This window comes from Streptomyces sp. NPDC031479, assembly GCF_055581065.1.
The window spans coordinates 113,156-130,778 of sequence record NZ_JBVIKC010000010.1 but is presented as its reverse complement, the minus strand read 5'-3'; the positions used below and the strand labels follow the sequence as shown (position 1 = coordinate 130,778).

The following is a 17,623-nucleotide window of genomic DNA, read 5'->3' as shown; positions in this document are numbered from 1 at the left end:
GGTCGGGGGACGGCGGACCGGCCGGCCGCAGGACGCGGCGGACCCGCCCCGGCCCCCTCGCTCCCCCGGCTCCGCGTACCCACCGGATGATCATCCGTCCGGCGTGCCGCGGGGTCAGCCGACCGGGCCGGGGGCGTGCCGGGCCTGTTCCTCCGCCCCTCCCCCGAACCGGCTCCGCAGGCGGACCTTGTCCGGTTTGCCCGCCTCGGTGAGCGGCAGCCGGTCCATGACGTGGATCGCGGCCGGTTCGTACGCCGTGCCCAGGCGGGCGGTCACGAAGTCCGCGAGCAGCCGGGCGGCGTCCGGGGCCCGGCCCGGGGTGGGGACGACCGCGACGTGGAGTTCCTCGTTCCCGTCCGCCGCGCGGATCCCGAAGGCCGCGCAGCGGGCGACGGCCGGGTGCGCGTGCAGGACCTCCTCCACCTCCGCCGGATGGAGATGGGCGCCCACGACGATGACCGTCTCCTTCAGCCGGTCGACGAGGTGGAGGTAGCCCTGGCCGTCGAGGAGTCCCAGGTCCCCGGTGGCCGCCCAGCCGTCGCGGACCACCTCCGCGGCCGGTTCGGGGCGCCCCCAGTAGCCGGACATCGCCGTGGGCGTGCGGACGTGGACCTCCCCCGTACCCCCGGGAGGGAGCACGGCGCCGGACGGGTCCCGGATCTCGATGTCGACGCCGGGCAGCGGCCGGCCGGCGGTGACGCGGCCGCCGGGGCCGGTGACGACGTGCTCGTGCGGGAGTACCTCCGCGATCGGGCCCGTCTCGGTCTGCCCGTACGAGCCGTGCAGGACGGGGCCGAAGACCTCCGCGGCCCGGCGCAGCCGCGCGGCGGACGCGGGCGTGCCCCCGTAGAAGAGGCGGCGCAGGGCGCGGACGTCGGTGGTGGCGAGGTCCGGGTGGTCCAGCAGCTCGTGGAGGAGCGGCGGCAGGAGCCAGAGGTCGGTCACCCGGTGCCGCTCGACGGCCGCCAGGACCGCGGCCGGCTCGAAGCCCTCCTGCAGGACGACGGAGCCACCGGCGAGCAGGGTGGCGTCGGAGACGATGCCGGCCAGGTGCGCGAGGGTGGTGCAGGCGAGGAACCGGGCCGGGGCGCCGGAGGGGATGTGGGCGGCGTGCGCGGCCAGGATCCTCCGGTAGGGGCCGTGTGCCAGCCGGACCAGCTTGGGCGGACCGGTGGTTCCGCCGGTGAAGCGCAGGCACCAGTCGTCCTCGGGGCGGACCGCGGCCGGGGTCAGTACGGTGTGCCGGTCCGGGAGCCGGCCGGGCCGGTCGTCGGTGAACAGGCCGGGTTCCAGGGTCAGCCGGAGGGGCTCGGGGGTCCCGGTCGGCAATTCCCGCGTGGCGGGGTCCACCAGGAGCAGGACCGCGGCGGTGGCCTCCAGGATCCGGGCCCGCGCCGCGGCCGGCGCGGTGGGGCTCAGGTGCACCACCCTGGCACCGAGCAGGTTGGCCCCGTAGCGGGCGATGAGGGTCTCGGGGTGGTTCCCGGTGAGCAGGGCGACCGTGCTCGCGCGGGTGACGCCGTGGGCCGCCAGCAGCCGTGCGGCCCGGTGGATGCCGGTGCGGAGGGAGCGGGCGTCGACGGTCCGGTCGGCGGTGGTGAGCACGGTCCGCGCGGGCGGGAGCTCCGGGCGGGCGAGGACGGCGAGGAGGGCGTCCACGTAGCTCTCGCTGTGCGGTCGCGGGGATCCGGACATGACGGTGCTGCCCCTTTCTTCTGGGGTCCTGTGGGAGGGGCGGGGTCGTCCTCGGAGGTTAGGAGGCGCTCGCTCATGTCGTCCAAGACCGGTTCCGCCATGAGAACGTGCTCGCAGGGTTATGAAAGGGGCGGTCGGTGGACCTGCTGTCGTTGCGGTGCTTCCAGGTCGTCGCGCGGTACGAGCACATCAGCCGGGCGGCGGACGAACTGCGCACCGCCCAGCCGTCGGTGAGCCGGACGATCGCGCGGCTGGAGGCCGAACTGGGGGTGCCGCTCTTCGACCGGCGGGGCCGCCGGATCCAACTCAACCGGCACGGAGCGGCCTTCCTGCTGCGGGTGGACCGGGCGCTCGCCGAACTGGAGGACGGGCGGCGCGAGTTGGCGGACGCCGCGCGAGGGGGCGGGGGCGGCAGCGTGACGGTGGCGAGCGAGACCCTGCTGACCCTCACCGGGCTGCTGGCCCGTTTCCGGGCGGCCCGTCCCGGGGTCGACGTCCGGCTGCGGCAGGCGTCCGCGGAGACGATGGCGCGCCTGCTGCGGACCCGGGAGGCGGACTTCTGCTTCGCCTCGCAGCCGCTCGCCGCGTCCGCTCTGGAGTCGGTGGTGCTGCTCACCGAGGAGGTGCTGCTCGCGGTGCCCCGCGGGCACCGGCTGGCCGGGCGGGAGCGGGTGGCGGTGACGGAGCTGGCCGGGGAGCCGTTCGTCACCCCGGGGCGGGGGCACTGGCAACGGGTACTGGCCGACGGGCTGTTCGAGCGCGCCGGGGTGCGGCCGACGGTCGTGTGCGAGGGGGACGAGCCGGGAGCGGTTCTGGACCTGGTCGCCGCCGGGCTCGGAGTGGCGCTGGTGCCGGCCCTCGCCCGGGAGTCCGGCACCCGGGACATCGTGGCCTGGGCCCGGCTGGCCTCGCCCGAGGCCCGCCGGGAACTGCGCCTCGTCCGGGCCGGGGGCGCCTACGCGTCCCCGGGCGCCCGGAGCTTCGCGGACTTCGCGGTGGGGTACTTCGGGGACGCCTCGGCGCGGGCCGGCGGGGCCGACGCGCCGTAGGACGTCGGGACGTCCGGACGTCGGGCGGGGTGGGGCGGGGGCGAACCAGGGCGGGGCCGTCGGGCCGGTTCAGCCGAGGGTGGCCGCGTAACCGGTCTGGAGGCCGTACGTCCACTCGGGAGCGGCGTTCCAGGGGTTGGGCATGACCGCGCTGGTGGCATAGGCGTAGCCGGCGCCGCGTTCGAAGGCGGTGCGCAGGGTGGTGCGCATGGCCGCGGCGTCGGGGACGTCGTGGACGAGGTGCCAGAACGCGGTCCCGCTCGGGTCGAGTTCGGTGCCCGCGCGGTATCCGCCGAGCGGGTCGAACACGTTGCCGCCCCGCCAGCCGCCCGAGGTGTACGCCGCGTACGTGTCCTCGAAGGTGACGAAGACGTCGGCGGTGCGGTGGCCGGGTTCGAGGTAGCAGTCGGCGATGGCCGTGCCGGGGTTGTCGACGACCAGTTCGGCGGCGTCCGGGTCGGCGGCGTGCATCGTGTCCTGGACGTAGCGGCGCAGGGCGGCGTAGCGGTCGCGAGTGGCGTTGCCGGGGCCGCAGTCGCGGCTGACGACGTCGAAGAAGATGCCGTCCACGTGGAGGCGCCCGTCCCCGTTGCCGGAGGGCTTGAGGTAGTTGTCGACGGACGCCTTGACGGCGGCGGGGTCCCGGCTGCCGTGGTCGGTGTGGACGTAGCCGAGGACCTTGGTCTTCTCGCCCGTGGCCGTGGTCCCGGCGCGCAGGGCGTCCGCGCGGGCCTGCCACGGGGCGTCGAAGGGGGCGTCCCCGTTGCCCGGGTTGAGGACGACCACGGAGGGGGCCGGGCCGGTGGCGGCGAGGTCGGCCAGTACCGGGTCGTCCGCCCAGACGTAGGCGGGCACGGCGATCTCCAGACCGCGGACGCCGGGACGGCGGGGTACCGGCGTGACCGCGGGGGCGGGTACGGAGGCGGGCGAGGGGGCGGAAGCCATGTCCGGTTCCGCCCCGCCGGGTCTGGAGGGCGCGGGGTGCGGTGACGGGCCCCGGTCGGCGCGGGCCGCCCGGTCGGCACGGTCGGCACGGGCCGCCTCGGCCGGGACGGGCGCAGCGGACGGGGCGGGTGCCGGGGCGGTGAGCAGCCAGGTCACCAGAACGGCGTACAGGGCCTTCACGGCGCGGGCGCGGGCCATGGGCTGTTCCTCCGGCGGGCAGGGGGGCGACCCGAGGAACAGTAGACGCGCGGCAAGTCGGTGAAGGGCGAACCACCCACATTGACGGGAGGAACAGAAAAGCGATCTGTCACCTCATCATCCGAACCCGCGCCGGCGGGCGGGAGGCGCCCCGTCGACGCGCGCCCCGCCGGCGCGCGCCCCGTCAGGCGACGGGCAGTCCCACCTCGTGCGCCAGCCGGTCGACGGCGTGCGCGAAGAACACGTCCCGTTCCTCGACGACCCGGTTGAACTGGCCGAACAGCTCGAAGGAGATCAGACCGACGAGCTGCGCCCAGGCCGCGACCAGGGCGGCGGTCACCTCGGGGGGCAGCCCCTCGGCGAAATCGGCGGTCATCCGGTCCGCTTCGGAGCGCAGGGCGGGGGGCAGCGGCGGCAGGGACAGGCCGCGGCCCTCGCAGGCGGAGCGGAGGATGCCGATGAGGACGTTGGCGACCCGGGAGGCGGGGCCGATGGTGTCCGCGGGGGCGCTGTAGCCGGGGACCGGGGAACCGTAGATCAACGCGTATTCGTGCGGGTGCGCGAGCGCCCAGGCGCGCACCGCTTCACAGACGGCGATCCAGCGGGCGCGGGGCGGGGCACCCGCGGCGAGGGAAGCCGCGCCGGCCGTTTCGGCCGCGACGCCGACGCTGTCGTAGGCGTCGATGATCAGGGCGGTCAGCAGTTCGTCGCGGCTCGGGAAGTAGCGGTAGAGGGCGGAGGATACCATGCCCAGCTCGCGGGCGACGGCGCGCAGCGAGAGCTTGGCGGCGCCCTCGGCGGCGAGTCTGCGGCGCGCCTCGTCCTTGATGGCGGCGGTGACCTCAAGGCGGGCCCGTTCCCTGGCTCCTCGCACAGTGCTCATGCAGGTCAGTGTGCCATGCATATGGAGCAGTGCACAAAAACGTGAGCGGCGCTCACTTGCGAGAGCACTGCTCTTGTTTTGGTGCGGCGATCCGTGCACACTGGTCTCAAGCGAGAGCACCGCTCTCCCAATCCGCTCCGGAGGTTCCCGTGAACGCGTCCGCCCCCTACTACGTCCAGGCCAGCCCGCTCGGCATCCGCTTCAACGCCCTCTTCGGCCGGCTCGCCCGGCTCGGCATCAGCCTGGCCGGAACGGCCGAGCTCTCGGTGCGCGGCCGCAAGTCCGGCGAGATGCAGCGGATCCCGGTCAACCCGCACACCCACGACGGCGCCCAGTACCTGGTCTCGGCCCGGGGCCACTCCCAGTGGGTCCGCAACATGCGGGTGGCGGGCGGCGGCGAGCTGCGCGTGGGCCGCAAGATCCGGACCTTCACCGTCACGGAGCTCACGGACCCGGCGCAGAAGGCCGTCGTACTGCGCGCCTACCTGGAGAAGTGGGGCTGGGAGGTCAACCGGTTCTTCCAGGGCGTCACCGCGAAGTCCTCCGACGCCGAGCTCCAGGCGGCTGCCGGGGACCACCCGGTCTTCCGCATCACGGTGTCGAACTGACCCCCGGGAACGGCCGACCCGCCGCTCCCCCACCCGAACGGCGGGCATACGACGGCCCCCGGTCCCCCTGCCCGGCCGACGCCCCCGGCATCCCGCCCGCCGGACACGCGGCCCACACCGGCGGCACCCGGCCGGCCCACCGGCCGTCCGCCTCGCGGCGCCGACACCCGGCCGGCCACCGGAACCTGACGCCCACCCACCAAACGGACTCACGCAGCAGCGCACGCCACCGCCGAGCAGACCGCCCCGCGCTCCCCGGATCCCGCCCCACCACGCGCTCACGCACCCGGGGCCGCCCGGCACGCCACCCGTACGCCACCCCGAGCGCGGCGGGGCCGCCCCGAGGCCCACACGGCCGGCCGCCCGCCCCCGGACGGACGCGCGACGACCAGGCCGGAGACCTCCCGCCCGGCACCACCGCCCCAGCGCCCCACCCCGCGGGGCCGACCGGCCGCGCGCCGCGCCGAGAACGGCGGGGGCAGGGGCGGCCCGGGCCCCCGTTCGGCCGTGGTGCGGGTGCCGGTGCGGTGCTCTAGCGTCGAAAGGGCGGGGGTGACCGATGCGTCGAGCCGGTCGCCCCCCGAGCGCCCGCTCCGCGCCGCCCCCGCCCGCGGTCCGGCGCACCCTCGGATCGCGTGACCGACCGAGAGAGCAGGTGCATCCGCATGCGTCGTTCGGCTCGTATCCCCAGCATCCTCGCCGGCCTGGTCCTCGCCGCCGGCGGCGCCTTCTTCGCGGCCCCGGCCGCCTCCGCCAGCGTCCAGGACTGTCAGCAGTACCTCGTATCGCACGGCAAGTCGGCGACGGCCGACACCTCCCAGGCCTGCTACCAGGGATCCATCGGCAACCAGACCAGCTGCGTCGCGAGCCTCCAGCAGGCCGGCATCTCCACGAACGACTCGAACGGAGCCTGCCGCGCGGCCCACTAGGCGTGTTGTCGGGACGGGTCGGGGACGCCCCCCTTCCCCGCGGACGAGGACGGCGGCGACCACGGCGACCACGGCGACCACAACTACGACTACGGCCATCCACCGGGCGACCATCGGCCAGGCGGCCCTCCGCCTCGCGGCCCGCACGTCCGGGCCGCGAGGTGATCCCCGGGAGACGGCCGGTCGGCCCGCAGGGACGGAGGGAGCCGTGTCTGTCAGCCGCGGCCGGTGCGGGCCTGGCGGGCGTCCAGCAGGTGCAGCGCCTTTCGCGCGAGCGGGTACGTACGCACCAGGTCGCCCAGCGTCGTCGACCCCCGCGTGATGCGGGCGAAGGCCAGCCACGCGGGCCGCAGACCCGTGAGCGCCGCGTGGAACATCCCGGGGCGGGACTCGAACAGGCTCAGCATCCGCTTGCCGACGCCCATCTCCACGCCCAGCCCGGCCTTGACCGCGAAGGCGTAGTTGAGCGCCTGGCGGCGCGCGTCCACCGCGTCCTGTGCCTCCGAGATCTTGACGGCCCACTCCCCCGCGAGCCGCCCCGAGCGCAGCGCGAAGGAGATGCCCTCACGGGTCCACGGTTCCAGGAGTCCGGCCGCGTCCCCCGCCACCAGCACCCGGCCGCGCGAGAGCGGCGAACCGGGCTTGCGGCAGCGGGTCAGGTGCCCGGAGGAGACGGCCGGTTCGAAGCCGGCCAGCCCCAGCCGGGCGATGAAGTCGTCCAGGTACCGCTTGGTCGCGGCGCCCTCGCCCTTCGCCGAGATGACCCCGACGGTGAGGGTGTCGCCCTTGGGGAAGACCCATCCGTAACTGCCGGGCAGCGGACCCCAGTCGATGAGGACGCGGCCCTTCCAGTCGTCGGCCACAGTCTGCGGGACGGGGATCTCCGCCTCCAGGCCGAGGTCGACCTGGTCCATCTCGACCCCCACGTGGGCGCCGATCCGGCTGGCGCTGCCGTCCGCGCCGACCACGGCACGGGCGAGCACCGTCTCGCCGTCGGCCAGGACCACAGCGACCGTGCGCCGGTCGGGCACCGCCGCGCCGTGCTGCTCGACGCGGGACACGGCCGTACCCGTACGGAGCGTCGCGCCGGCCTTCTCGGCCTCCGCGACCAGCGCCGCGTCGAACTCCGGCCGGTTGATGAGCCCGAAGAGCATGCCCTTCGAGCGCCGGGTGCGGGCCAGCTTCCCGTCGTAGGAGAAGGTGACCGCGTGGATGCGGTCCTTGAAGGGCAGGACGAAGCCCGGCGGGAGGGCGTCGCGCGAGGGGCCGATGATGCCGCCGCCGCAGGTCTTGTACCGGGGCAGTTCGGCCTTCTCCAGCAGCAGGACGCGGCGCCCCGCGGTGGCCGCCGCGTAGGCCGCCGAGGCGCCGGCCGGTCCCGCGCCGACCACGACGACGTCCCACACCTCGCCGGTGCCCTCGGGTGCCGCCCCGGAAGCGGCTGTCTCGGGAAGCCCGTCGGGGGCCGGCACGGGAGCCGGCACGTGGACCGGTACGGGGACCTCCCCGGCGGCCCCGCCGGCAACCGCGTCCTCGTCCGCCGCCGCTGCCGCGACCGTCTCCGACGTCACCCCCACCGTCACCTCGGCCGCACCCGCGGCCGTCCCGTCCCCCTGACCCTTCCGGGCCCCCGTGTCCGCCCCTGTGTCCGCCCCTGTCGCCGCCCCGGCGTCCGTCCCTGCGTCCGCCCCCCGAGCGACCTGCCCTGCGCCTGCGCCGTGTACGTCGTCGTCGCTGCTCACGATGTGCTGCTGCTCCTGATCACGCGGTTGCTCCGATGCCGTGGAAATCCTACGGCGAGAGTGCCTCCCGCCCCTCTGTGCGAGGATCGGCACTGTCTTTCGCCTTACTTTCGCCGCACCCCGGCACCTACACCAACGTCGCACCCACGAGGAGCGTGCCCATGTCCCAGAATCCGATCGCCGAGACCATCGCCTCGCTGATGCCCCGCGCCAAGGCGGAGCTCGCCGAGCTGGTGGCCTTCCAGTCGGTCGCGGACTGGGCCCAGTTCCCCAAGAGCGAGAGCGAGGGCGCCGCGAACTGGGTGGCCGACGCCCTGCGCGCCGAGGGCTTCCAGGACGTGGCCCTGCTCGACACCCCCGACGGCACCCAGTCGGTGTACGGCTACCTGCCCGGCCCCGAGGGCGCCCCGACCGTCCTGCTGTACGCCCACTACGACGTGCAGCCCCCGCTGGACGACGACGCCTGGGTCTCCCCCGCGTTCGAACTGACCGAGCGCGACGGCCGCTGGTACGGACGCGGCGCGGCGGACTGCAAGGGCGGCTTCATCATGCACCTGCTGGCGCTGCGTGCGCTGAAGGCGAACGGCGGCGTGCCGGTCGGCGTGAAGGTGATCGTCGAGGGCTCGGAGGAGCAGGGCACCGGCGGCCTCCAGCAGTACGCCGAGGCGCACCCGGAGCTGCTGGCCGCCGACACCATCGTCATCGGCGACGCGGGCAACTTCCGCCTGGGCCTGCCCACGGTGACGGCCACCCTGCGCGGCATGACGCTGGTCAAGGTGAAGATCGACACGCTGGGCGGCAACCTGCACTCGGGCATGTTCGGCGGCGTCGCCCCCGACGCACTGGCCGCGCTGATCCGCCTGCTGGACTCGCTGCGCTCGGCGGACGGTTCGACGACCGTCGACGGACTGGCCTCGGACGCGGTGTGGGAGGGCCTCCAGTACCCGGAGGCGGACTTCCGGGCCGACGCGAAGGTGCTGGACGGGGTCGGCCTGATCGGCGAGGGCACGATCGCGGACCGGCTGTGGGCCCGTCCGGCCGTCACCGTGCTCGGCATCGACTGCCCGTCGGTGGTCGGTGCCACCCCCTCGGTGCACGCGAGCGCCGGTGCGCTGATCAGCCTGCGCGTGCCGCCGGGCGTGGACACCGCCGAGGCCATCAAGCTGCTGGAGGCGCACCTGATCGCGCACACCCCGTGGCAGGCGAAGCTGGAGCTCGAAGTCGTGGGTCAGGGGCAGCCGTTCCGGGCGGACACCTCCAGCCCGGCGTACGCATCGATGGCCGCGGCCATGCAGGTCGCGTACCCCGGCCAGGAGATGCAGGTCAGCGGCATGGGCGGGTCGATCCCGCTCTGCAACACGCTGACGTCGCTGTACCCGGAGGCGGAGATGCTGCTGATCGGCCTGAGCGAGCCGGAGGCCCAGATCCACGCCGTGAACGAGAGCGTCTCCCCGGAGGAGCTGGAGCGCCTGTCGGTGGCCGAGGCCCTCTTCCTCGTCAACTACGCGGAGTCCAAGCGCGTCTGATTCCCGCGGGCACCGGCCCGGCCCGTGGACACACGGGCCGGGCGGCCCTCCCGGACGCCCGGACGCCTCGATGCCCGGACGCCTGCAGCCCCGGGTTCCCGTGGACCCTGCGCTCTGCGCGTACTCCGCTCCCGGCGAAGTCCCGTGCGGGGGCCGGGGCCGGGTGTGTACGTTCGCGGCATGGAACTCGTCGAAGTCATCCCGAACCGGCTCCACATGCTGCGCTTCCCCATCGGGCAGGCCTACCTCTGGCAGGACGAGGGTGCCCTGACGCTGATCGACGCCGGGCACGCCGGGCACGCCGACGCCATCGAGGGGGCGATACGGTCCCTCGGTCTCGCGCCCGAACGCCTGGGGCTGATCGTCCTCACGCACTGCCACCGCGACCACGTCGGCGCGGCCGGTGAACTCGCCGCCCGCTGGGGCGCCGAGGTGGCGGCGCACCGGTTGGACGCCCCGGTCATCCGCGGTGACCGGCCGGTTCCCGAGCCGGTCGTGCTGGACTGGGAGGTCCCGATCCACGTGAACGGCCTCACGGTCCCCGAGGCCCCGCCGACCCCGGTCGACCGGGAACTCCGGGACGGGGAGGTGCTGCCGTTCGGCGACGGGGCGGTCGTGGTCCACGCCCCCGGCCACACCCCGGGCAGCATCGGCGTCCATCTGCCGCGCCACGGAGTGCTGTTCACCGGCGACAGCATCGCGGGGGTGGGACAGGTGATGCTGGGCGTGATCAACGTGGACCCCGATGAGGCGCTCGCCTCCTTCCGGCGCCTCGCCGCCCTGGACCCGGCGGTGGCCTGCTTCGGCCACGGCGACCCCTGGGTGACGGACACGGCGCCCACCCTCCGGGCGGCGGCGCAGGCCCCTGCGCACGCGGACTGAGCGGGCGCCCCGGGGGGCGGACCGAGCGGGCCGGACAGGCCGGACACTGCCGGCGCGGCGTCAGTCCTGGGCCTGGTCTTGGGCCTGGTCTTGGGCCTGGTCCTGGGGTTTGGCCCGTACGTGCATGCGCTCGCCCTGCCTCCCGAAGAGGCTCAGGATCTCGACGGGCCGCCCGTCCGCGCTGCTGAACCAGTGGGGCAGGCGGGTGTCGAACTCGGCGGCCTCGCCGGGCCCGAGGACGAGGTCGTGGTCGGCGAGGACGAGCCGCAGCCGGCCGTTGAGCACGTAGAGCCACTCGTAGCCCTCGTGCGTGCGGTGGTCGGGTTCGGGGCCCCGGTCCGTGATGATCATTTTGTAGGCCTGGAGGGGGCCCGGACTCCGGGTCAAGGGGACGAACGTACCGCCGTTGGGCAGCGGGTGGGGCTTCAGCCGGACCCGGGGGTCCCCCACCTCGGGCGCCCCGACGAGGTCGTCGAGGGGGACCCGGTACGCGCCGGCGAGCGGGAGCAGCAGCTCCAGGCTCGGACGGCGCTGCCCGGCCTCCAGGCGGGACAGGGTGCTCTTGGAGATGCCGGTCGCCTCGGAGAGCGCCGCCAGGGTGAGGCCGCGCTGGGCGCGCAGCCGCTTGAGCCGGGGAGCCACCTCGTCGAGGACCGTCTGGTACGGGGCCGGTGTGTCCATGCGGGCATTCCACCCCGGTTTCCCGGAATCGGCAACAGGAGTTGCCGGATCCGTTCCGCCGGACGCACCCTCCTCGGCATGAACGCACCGAAGGATCCCGGACAGCACCACGACCACCCCGGCCACGCCCCGGGCCACGCCCCGGGCCACGCCCACCGGCACGGCGGCTCCCACACCCAGGGCCACACCCACGGCCACACCCACAACACCGTCGCCGACGACCTCGACTGGGAGCTCCTGGCCACCCACCTGGAGACCGGTGGCGAGCTGCACCTCCCGGCCCACCGCAGCACCGCGGCCCGCCTGCGCGAACTCGTCGGTCCCGACCGTCAGGTCCGGCGCGTCCTCGACATCGGCAGCGGGCCCGGCGTCATGACCTGCGTGTTCGCCGAGGCCTTCCCGGACGCCGAGGTCGTGGCCGTCGACGGCACGCCCGCGCTGCTCGACCGCGCCCTGGCGCGCGCCGAGCGCCTCGGCCTCGCCGGCCGGGTGAGCGTCCGCCACGCCCGGCTGCCCGAGGGCCTGGCCGACGACGCCCTCGGCACGGCGGACCTGGTCTGGAGCAGCAAGGCCGTGCACCACCTCGGCGACCAACAGGGCGCCCTGGACGCCCTGGTCCGCGTGCTGCGCCCCGGCGGGATGCTCGCCGTGGCCGAGGGCGGCCTGCCGATGCGCTTCCTCCCCCGCGACCTCGGCTTCGGCAGGCCGGGGCTGCAGACCCGGCTCGACGCCCTGCAGGAGGACCGGTACCAGGCCATGCGGGCCGGTCTGCCCGGCAGCGTCCCCGTGGTCGAGGACTGGCCGGCGATGCTCCGCCGCGCCGGGCTGACCGGCACGAGGGCCTTCACCACCCTGCTCGACCTGCCCGCCCCCCTGGGCGAGCCGGGCCGGGACTTCCTGCACTCCCAGCTGACGCGGCTGCGGGACGCGTCGGACGGTTCCCTGGACGCTCCGGACATGGAGACCCTCGACCGCCTGCTCGACCCGGCCGCGCCGGAGGGCCTCCGGCGGCGCCCCGACGTCTTCCTGTTGTCGGCCGCCACGGTCTTCGCCGGAACGCGTCCGGCCCGATGAAGCCGGAGCCGCCACGGCACGCGGCGCTGTGGGCACTCGCGGGCCTCGGCCTGTCCATGCTGCTGTCCTCGCTCGGCGCCGGCATCGCCAACGTCGCCCTACCGGCCCTCGCGCAGGCGTTCGACGCCTCCTTCCAGGCAGTGCAGTGGATCGTCCTCGCATACCTGCTCGCCGTCACCACCCTGATCGTCAGCGTCGGACGGCTCGGTGACCTCATCGGGCGGCGGCGGCTGTTGCTGGCGGGCATCCTGCTGTTCACCGGGGCCTCGGTCCTGTGCGGGGTCGCGCCCGGCCTGTGGCTGCTGATCGCCGCCCGGGCGGCGCAGGGCCTGGGAGCGGCCGTCATGATGGCCCTGACCATGGCCTTCGTCGGCGAGACGGTCCCCGAGGAGGCCACCGGCCGGGCCATGGGGCTGCTCGGCACCACCTCGGCGATCGGCACCGCCCTGGGCCCGTCGCTGGGCGGAGTGCTGCTCGCCGGACCCGGCTGGCGGGCGGTCTTCCTCGTCAACGTGCCGCTCGGCGTCCTCACGTTCCTCCTGGCGCGGCGGCACCTGCCCGCCGACCGTCGCGAGTCCCGGGCGGGGCGGGCCCGCTTCGACCGGCTGGGCACCCTGCTGCTGGCGGCGACCCTGGGCGCGTACGCGCTCGCCCTGACCCGGGGCGGCGGCTCCTTCGGCCCGCTCACGCTCCTCCTGCTGGCGGGCGCCGGCTGCGGGGCCGTGGTCTTCGTACGCGTCGAGGCGCGGGCGGCCTCGCCGCTGATCCGGCCGGCGGCGTTCCGCGATCCGGTGCTGAGCACGAGCCTCGCCATGAGCGCGCTCGTCTCCACGGTGATGATGTCGACGCTGGTGGTCGGCCCGTTCTACCTCTCGCGCACGCTCGGGCTCGGCACGGCGCTCGTCGGACTCGTCCTGTCGGCGGGGCCGTTGGTCGCCGCGACGGCCGGTGTGCCGGCCGGCCGCCTCGTGGACCGGTTCGGCGCGCGGCGGACGACGTTCGCCGGGCTCATCACCATGGCGGCCGGCGCCGGCCTCCTGTCGTTGCTGCCCGCCCGGTTGGGCATACCCGGCTACGTGGGCCCGCTCGCGGTCGTCACCCTCGGCTACGCGGTGTTCCAGACGGCCAACAACACCGCCGTCATGGCGGAGGTCCACCCGGACCGGCGGGGCGTCGTCTCCGGCCTGCTCAACCTGTCGCGCAACCTCGGGCTCGTCACCGGAGCCTCGGTCATGGGCGCCGTGTTCGCCCTCGCCTCGTCGGCGGCGGACGTCTCGACGGCGGGCCCGGAAGCCGTCGCCACCGGAACGCGGACCACCTTCGCGGTCGCCACCGCCCTGATCACGACCGCCCTCGCCCTCGCCGCGTACGGCCGCTCCCTCGCCGGCCGACGGGCCGCGGGCGTGCCGGACGGAGCGGGCCTGACCGGGTGAACGGGACCGAACCGCGGCCGCGCACGGACCTCCATCCGCGCCGGCGCCGGTCGCCGGGGCCGGTCGCCGGGGCCGCGGTTCACGCCCCGCCGACCGGGGCGGGCGGCCCGGTGTCACGGTGTCGGGCGGCCCGCTTCCAGGTACAGCGGGTGGCCCCGCTCGCGGGCGCGCAGGGCCCAGCGCAGCCGCTCGTAGCGCTGCGGAGGCAACAGCCCGGCGGCCTCGGTCTCGGTGACGAACCGCCAGGCGCGCAGCTCCGGTCCCGGCAGCCGCAGGCGCGCCGTGTCCGCCTCCGTCAGCCGGCCGCCGTCGAACAGCAGCCGCAGGCCACCGTAGGCGGGTGAGCGGGGCGGCTCCCAGTCGACCACGAGCAGCCCCGGGACCCGGTCCAGCGTCAGGCCCAGCTCCTCCTCGACCTCCCGTACGCCCCCGCACGCCGGCGCCTCTCCCGCCTCGACCACGCCGCCGGGGAACTCCCAGCCCGGCTTGTACGTCGGATCCACCAGGAGCACCCGGTCCTGGTCGTCGAAGAGCAGCACCCCCGCGGCCACCGTCTCCCGCGTCGGCTCCGGGGTCTGCACGATGTCGCAGATCCCCGCCGCGTCGCTGCGGACGGCCTCGGCGATCCGCTCGGCGGTCTCCCGTACCGTCAGCGGGCCGTTGTCGATGACGTGCGCGTCGGCGGTGAGCCAGCCCAGCGCCTGCCTGTACACCGGGATGTGGTCGTACGCCCAGGTCTTGTCCCGGGGGTCCGCCGGTTCGGGCTCCGCCTCCTGACGCCGCGCGATGCGCTCCCGCAGGATCGTTTCCGCCGGGGCCAGGAGCACGTGTCGCACCGGTATCCGGCGCGCGGCCAGGCCACCGAAGATCTCGTCGCGGTACTCCTGGCGCAGCAGTGTCATCGGCACCACCAGCACCCCGCCCAGCTCCGCGAGCATCGCCGCGGCCGCGTCCACGACGAGCCGCCGCCAGCTCGGCAGGTCCTGGTAGTCGCAGACCTCGGCCAGGCGTTTGTGCGGCAGGAGCCGACGCAGCGCGTCGCCCACGACCTCCGGGTCGTACAGGGTGCCGTCGGGCAGGAGCCCGGCCAGTTCGCGCGCCGTGCTGGTCTTCCCGGCACCGAACGTGCCGTTGATCCAGACAATCACGTCTACCCCTCTCCCCATGGCTCGCCTCCGAAGCCCCCTGAGGCTTGCCCGCACCACCCTGCCACGGAAACCCGCTCACCGGCCGAGTGCTTATCCTCAGGGTCAGCGGCGGGATCGAAGCCCCGCCGCCGTCACTTCCGGAGGTTCCCCGCCGTGCCGCAGACCCGCCAGCCGTCCGAGCCCCGCTACGGCAACCGGCCGACCATGAAGGACGTGGCGGCCCGGGCGGGCGTGGGCCTGAAGACGGTCTCACGGGTCGTCAACGGCGAGCCGGGGGTCACCCCCGACACGGAGCAGCGGGTCCGGGAGGCCATCGAGGCCCTCGGCTTCCGCCGCAACGACAGCGCGCGCGTGCTGCGCAAGGGCCGCACCGCGACCGTGGGCCTGGTCCTGGAGGACCTCGCCGACCCCTTCTACGGTCCCCTCAACCGTGCCGTGGAGGAGGTGGCCCGGACGCACGGCGCCCTGCTCATCAACGGCTCCAGCGCCGAGGACCCGGACCGCGAGAAGGAGTTGGCGCTCGCGCTGTGCGCCCGCCGCGTGGACGGGCTGATCGTGATCCCGGCCGGGGAGGACCACCGCTACCTGGAGCCCGAGATCCGCGCGGGCGTGGCCACGGTGTTCGTGGACCGTCCGGCCGGCCGGATCGAGGCGGACGTCGTCCTCTCCGACAACTTCGGCGGCGCCCTGGGCGGGGTGGCCCACCTGATCGCCGGCGGGCACCGGCGGATCGGGTTCATCGGCGACAACCCCCGCATCCACACCGCCACGGAACGTCTGCGCGGCTACCGCGAGGCCATGGGCCGGGCGGGCCTGCCGGTGGCCGAGGCGTGGGTGTCGCTCGGCGCGACGGCCCCCGGCCGGGTGACGGCGGCGACGCGGTCGATGCTGGAGGGACCCGATGCGGTGACGGCGGTCTTCGCGGGCAACAACCGGGTGACCGTGACGGTGGTCCGCGTCCTGGCCGAGCGCCCGCGCCCGGTGGCGCTGGTCGGCTTCGACGACTTCGAGCTGGCCGACCTGCTGCGCCCGGGGGTCACGGTGGTGGCCCAGGACGCGGCGGCCCTGGGCCGGGTGGCCACCGACCGGCTCTTCCAGCGGCTGGCCGGCGCCACCCTGCCCCCGTCCCGCTTCGAACTCCCCACCCGCCTGATCCCCCGCGGCTCGGGCGAACTCCCGCCGGTCTACTGAGCCCCGAGCAGCGGCGCCAGGGCGTGGTCGATCCCCAGGAGGACCGCCTGGCCGGCCAGTGCGGGCGCCTCCTGGAGGCTCCAGGTCCGGCAACGTCGTCAGACGCCGGGCGAGTGCGGCACCGGGCGCGTCCGGCGGCTGCGGCCGTTCCCCCTCACCGGGCCGGTCGCGCAGGGAACGGGCGCAGGCGACCCGCTCCGCCTGCCGGAGGGGCGTCCCGCCGGCCCCGTCGAGGTCGGAACGCCGGCCGCGTTGACGAAGCGGTCGCACTTCTGCGCGATGTCCGCGAGCCTGCGGGGCTTGTCCCGCACGCTCGGCATCCCCGGCGGCGGGCGGTCAGGCGGTCGCCGTCAGGGTGGCCGAGCGGCGGGGGATGGCGAAGGCGTCGAGTTCGGCGCGGGTCAGGCCCGTCAGGGCGGTGACCTCGTCGGCGCCGACCGCGCCGCAGTCCAGGCCGCGGACCAGGTAGCCGGCCAGGGCCTTCGCGGTGGCGGGCTCGTCCATCACGTCGCCCTCGATCTTGGCCACGTACGCCTTGAGGCGCGCCGCCGCGGCTTCCAGGCCCTCGCGGTAGAACGTGAACACCGCGGCGTAGCGGGTCGGGAGGTGGCCGGGGTGCATGTCCCAGCCCTGGTAGTAGGCGCGGGCCAGGGCGCGGCGGGTGAGGCCGTAGTGGAGCTTCCAGGCCTCGTGGACCTTGTCGGTGGTGCCGATCGGCAGGACGTTCGTCGAGCCGTCGGACACGCGTACGCCGGTGCCGGCGGCCGCGACCTGCATGATCGCCTTGGCGTGGTCGGCCGCCGGGTGGTCGCTGGCCTGGTACGCGGCCGAGACACCGACGCAGGCGCTGTAGTCGAAGGTGCCGTAGTGCAGGCCGGTGGCGCGGCCCTTGGCGGCCTCGATCATCCGGGCGACGGTGGCGGTGCCGTCCGAGGCCAGGATGGACTGGCTGGTCTCGATCTGGATCTCGAAGCCGATCCGGCCGGGGCGCAGGCCGCGGCTGGTCTCGAAGGCCTCCAGCAGCTTGACGAAGGCGCTGACCTGCTCGGCGTAGGTGACCTTGGGGAGGGTCAGCACGAGGCCCTCGGGGAGGCCGCCGTGCTCCAGGAGGCCGGAGAGGAAGACGTCCGTGGTGCGGATGCCGCGGTCGCGGACGTTGGACTCCATGCACTTCATGCGGATGCCCATGTACGGGGCGTTGGTGCCGTTGGCGAAGGCCTCCGAGACGAGGCGGGCGGCGCGCGCCGCGGCCTGGTCCTCCTCCTCGTCGGAGCGGACGCCGAAGCCGTCCTCGAAGTCCACGCGGAGGTCCTCGATGGGCTCGGAGGCGAGCTTGGCGCGGACGCGGTCGTAGACGGGAACGGCCAGTTCGTCGGAGATGCCGAGCACCTTGGCGAAGGTGGCGGCGTCCGGGGCGTGCTCGTCGAGGGCCGCCAGGGCCTGGTCGCCCCAGGAGCGGATGGTGTCGGCGGCGAAGACGTCACCGGGCACGTAGACGGTGTGGATGGGCTGACGGGTGCCGGGGTCGCCCGGGTAGTGACGCGCGAGTTCCGCGTCCACCGGCGCCAGGGAGGCGCTGATGCCCTCGCTGACCGCGCCTGCGAGGCTCGTCGCCACCTTCTCCTGCTGACCCATCGTG

15 protein-coding genes are annotated in these 17,623 nt (G+C 75.0%); 8 read left to right on the top strand and 7 right to left on the bottom strand.

Annotated elements, in window-relative coordinates; all coding sequences use genetic code 11:
• Positions 1-114 precede the first annotated feature (114 nt).
• On the bottom strand, positions 115-1,695 hold the full coding sequence (locus ACZ5D2_RS14270; RefSeq protein ID WP_468929207.1) for a class I adenylate-forming enzyme family protein: 1,581 nt from the start codon (positions 1,693-1,695) through the stop codon (positions 115-117).
• 137 nt (positions 1,696-1,832) lie between these two features.
• Between ACZ5D2_RS14270 and ACZ5D2_RS14265 the strand changes: the two genes are divergently transcribed.
• Complete coding sequence (locus tag ACZ5D2_RS14265; protein ID WP_371680035.1) at positions 1,833-2,744, top strand: LysR family transcriptional regulator; 912 nt, start codon at positions 1,833-1,835, stop codon at positions 2,742-2,744.
• 69 nt (positions 2,745-2,813) lie between these two features.
• Here the strand turns inward: ACZ5D2_RS14265 and ACZ5D2_RS14260 are convergent, their stop codons facing one another.
• Complete coding sequence (locus tag ACZ5D2_RS14260) at positions 2,814-3,887, bottom strand: spherulation-specific family 4 protein (protein ID WP_371680034.1); 1,074 nt, start codon at positions 3,885-3,887, stop codon at positions 2,814-2,816.
• A 184-nt stretch (positions 3,888-4,071) separates the two neighbouring features.
• The gene (locus ACZ5D2_RS14255; protein ID WP_468929203.1) at positions 4,072-4,770 is read right to left on the bottom strand and encodes a TetR/AcrR family transcriptional regulator; all 699 of its coding nucleotides are present in this window, start codon (positions 4,768-4,770) and stop codon (positions 4,072-4,074) included.
• Between the two features lie 149 nt (positions 4,771-4,919).
• Here ACZ5D2_RS14255 and ACZ5D2_RS14250 point away from each other — a divergent pair, with 149 nt between their 5' ends.
• Together ACZ5D2_RS14250 and ACZ5D2_RS14245 are read left to right on the top strand one after the other, a co-directional pair.
• A complete protein-coding gene (locus tag ACZ5D2_RS14250; RefSeq protein WP_468929200.1) occupies positions 4,920-5,378 on the top strand; it encodes a nitroreductase/quinone reductase family protein in 459 nt (152 codons plus the stop codon).
• A 665-nt stretch (positions 5,379-6,043) separates the two neighbouring features.
• Entirely contained in the window at positions 6,044-6,307 is a 264-nt protein-coding gene (locus ACZ5D2_RS14245; RefSeq protein ID WP_371680031.1) for a hypothetical protein, read from the top strand.
• A gap of 215 nt (positions 6,308-6,522) precedes the next feature.
• Here ACZ5D2_RS14245 and ACZ5D2_RS14240 read toward each other — a convergent pair whose 3' ends face one another.
• Positions 6,523-7,713 (bottom strand): geranylgeranyl reductase family protein, encoded by a 1,191-nt coding sequence (locus ACZ5D2_RS14240; RefSeq protein ID WP_371681368.1) that lies wholly within the window; start codon positions 7,711-7,713, stop codon positions 6,523-6,525.
• A 497-nt stretch (positions 7,714-8,210) separates the two neighbouring features.
• Between ACZ5D2_RS14240 and ACZ5D2_RS14235 the strand changes: the two genes are divergently transcribed.
• The gene (locus ACZ5D2_RS14235) at positions 8,211-9,575 is read left to right on the top strand and encodes a dipeptidase (protein ID WP_371680030.1); all 1,365 of its coding nucleotides are present in this window, start codon (positions 8,211-8,213) and stop codon (positions 9,573-9,575) included.
• Positions 9,576-9,755: 180 nt separating this feature from the next.
• Positions 9,756-10,457 carry an MBL fold metallo-hydrolase gene (locus ACZ5D2_RS14230; protein WP_371680028.1) on the top strand — a complete coding sequence of 234 codons (702 nt, stop codon included), beginning with the start codon at positions 9,756-9,758 and terminating at the stop codon, positions 10,455-10,457.
• Between the two features lie 60 nt (positions 10,458-10,517).
• Here ACZ5D2_RS14230 and ACZ5D2_RS14225 read toward each other — a convergent pair whose 3' ends face one another.
• Complete coding sequence (locus tag ACZ5D2_RS14225; RefSeq protein WP_468929195.1) at positions 10,518-11,138, bottom strand: helix-turn-helix domain-containing protein; 621 nt, start codon at positions 11,136-11,138, stop codon at positions 10,518-10,520.
• Between the two features lie 78 nt (positions 11,139-11,216).
• Between ACZ5D2_RS14225 and ACZ5D2_RS14220 the strand changes: the two genes are divergently transcribed.
• On the top strand, positions 11,217-12,212 hold the full coding sequence (locus ACZ5D2_RS14220) for a class I SAM-dependent methyltransferase (protein ID WP_468929192.1): 996 nt from the start codon (positions 11,217-11,219) through the stop codon (positions 12,210-12,212).
• Positions 12,209-13,645: an MFS transporter gene (locus ACZ5D2_RS14215; protein WP_468929190.1), complete on the top strand. Its 1,437-nt coding sequence runs from the start codon at positions 12,209-12,211 to the stop codon at positions 13,643-13,645. Before ACZ5D2_RS14220 ends, ACZ5D2_RS14215 begins: the two co-directional genes overlap by 4 nt.
• A 113-nt stretch (positions 13,646-13,758) precedes the next feature.
• Here the strand turns inward: ACZ5D2_RS14215 and ACZ5D2_RS14210 are convergent, their stop codons facing one another.
• Positions 13,759-14,793, bottom strand: a complete 1,035-nt coding sequence (locus tag ACZ5D2_RS14210; protein ID WP_371680024.1) for an NUDIX hydrolase — start codon at positions 14,791-14,793, stop codon at positions 13,759-13,761.
• A 204-nt stretch (positions 14,794-14,997) separates the two neighbouring features.
• Here ACZ5D2_RS14210 and ACZ5D2_RS14205 point away from each other — a divergent pair, with 204 nt between their 5' ends.
• Positions 14,998-15,984 carry a LacI family DNA-binding transcriptional regulator gene (locus tag ACZ5D2_RS14205; protein ID WP_371681367.1) on the top strand — a complete coding sequence of 329 codons (987 nt, stop codon included), beginning with the start codon at positions 14,998-15,000 and terminating at the stop codon, positions 15,982-15,984.
• A gap of 336 nt (positions 15,985-16,320) precedes the next feature.
• Here the strand turns inward: ACZ5D2_RS14205 and ACZ5D2_RS14200 are convergent, their stop codons facing one another.
• Positions 16,321-17,619 (bottom strand): DUF6986 family protein, encoded by a 1,299-nt coding sequence (locus ACZ5D2_RS14200; RefSeq protein WP_384933471.1) that lies wholly within the window; start codon positions 17,617-17,619, stop codon positions 16,321-16,323.
• Positions 17,620-17,623: the final 4 nt, after the last annotated feature.

What these genes read in the sequence shown, in the direction of transcription:
- ACZ5D2_RS14270 (WP_468929207.1), bottom strand. Translation starts at nt 1,695, where the DNA reads ATGTCCGGATCCCCGCGACCGCACAGCGAGAGCTACGTGGACGCCCTC.
- ACZ5D2_RS14260 (WP_371680034.1), bottom strand. Translation starts at nt 3,887, where the DNA reads ATGGCCCGCGCCCGCGCCGTGAAGGCCCTGTACGCCGTTCTGGTGACC.
- ACZ5D2_RS14225 (WP_468929195.1), bottom strand. Translation starts at nt 11,138, where the DNA reads ATGGACACACCGGCCCCGTACCAGACGGTCCTCGACGAGGTGGCTCCC.
- ACZ5D2_RS14205 (WP_371681367.1), top strand. Translation starts at nt 14,998, where the DNA reads ATGAAGGACGTGGCGGCCCGGGCGGGCGTGGGCCTGAAGACGGTCTCA.
- ACZ5D2_RS14235 (WP_371680030.1), top strand. Translation starts at nt 8,211, where the DNA reads ATGTCCCAGAATCCGATCGCCGAGACCATCGCCTCGCTGATGCCCCGC.
- ACZ5D2_RS14200 (WP_384933471.1), bottom strand. Translation starts at nt 17,619, where the DNA reads ATGGGTCAGCAGGAGAAGGTGGCGACGAGCCTCGCAGGCGCGGTCAGC.
- ACZ5D2_RS14215 (WP_468929190.1), top strand. Translation starts at nt 12,209, where the DNA reads ATGAAGCCGGAGCCGCCACGGCACGCGGCGCTGTGGGCACTCGCGGGC.
- ACZ5D2_RS14230 (WP_371680028.1), top strand. Translation starts at nt 9,756, where the DNA reads ATGGAACTCGTCGAAGTCATCCCGAACCGGCTCCACATGCTGCGCTTC.
- ACZ5D2_RS14220 (WP_468929192.1), top strand. Translation starts at nt 11,217, where the DNA reads ATGAACGCACCGAAGGATCCCGGACAGCACCACGACCACCCCGGCCAC.
- ACZ5D2_RS14245 (WP_371680031.1), top strand. Translation starts at nt 6,044, where the DNA reads ATGCGTCGTTCGGCTCGTATCCCCAGCATCCTCGCCGGCCTGGTCCTC.
- ACZ5D2_RS14255 (WP_468929203.1), bottom strand. Translation starts at nt 4,770, where the DNA reads ATGAGCACTGTGCGAGGAGCCAGGGAACGGGCCCGCCTTGAGGTCACC.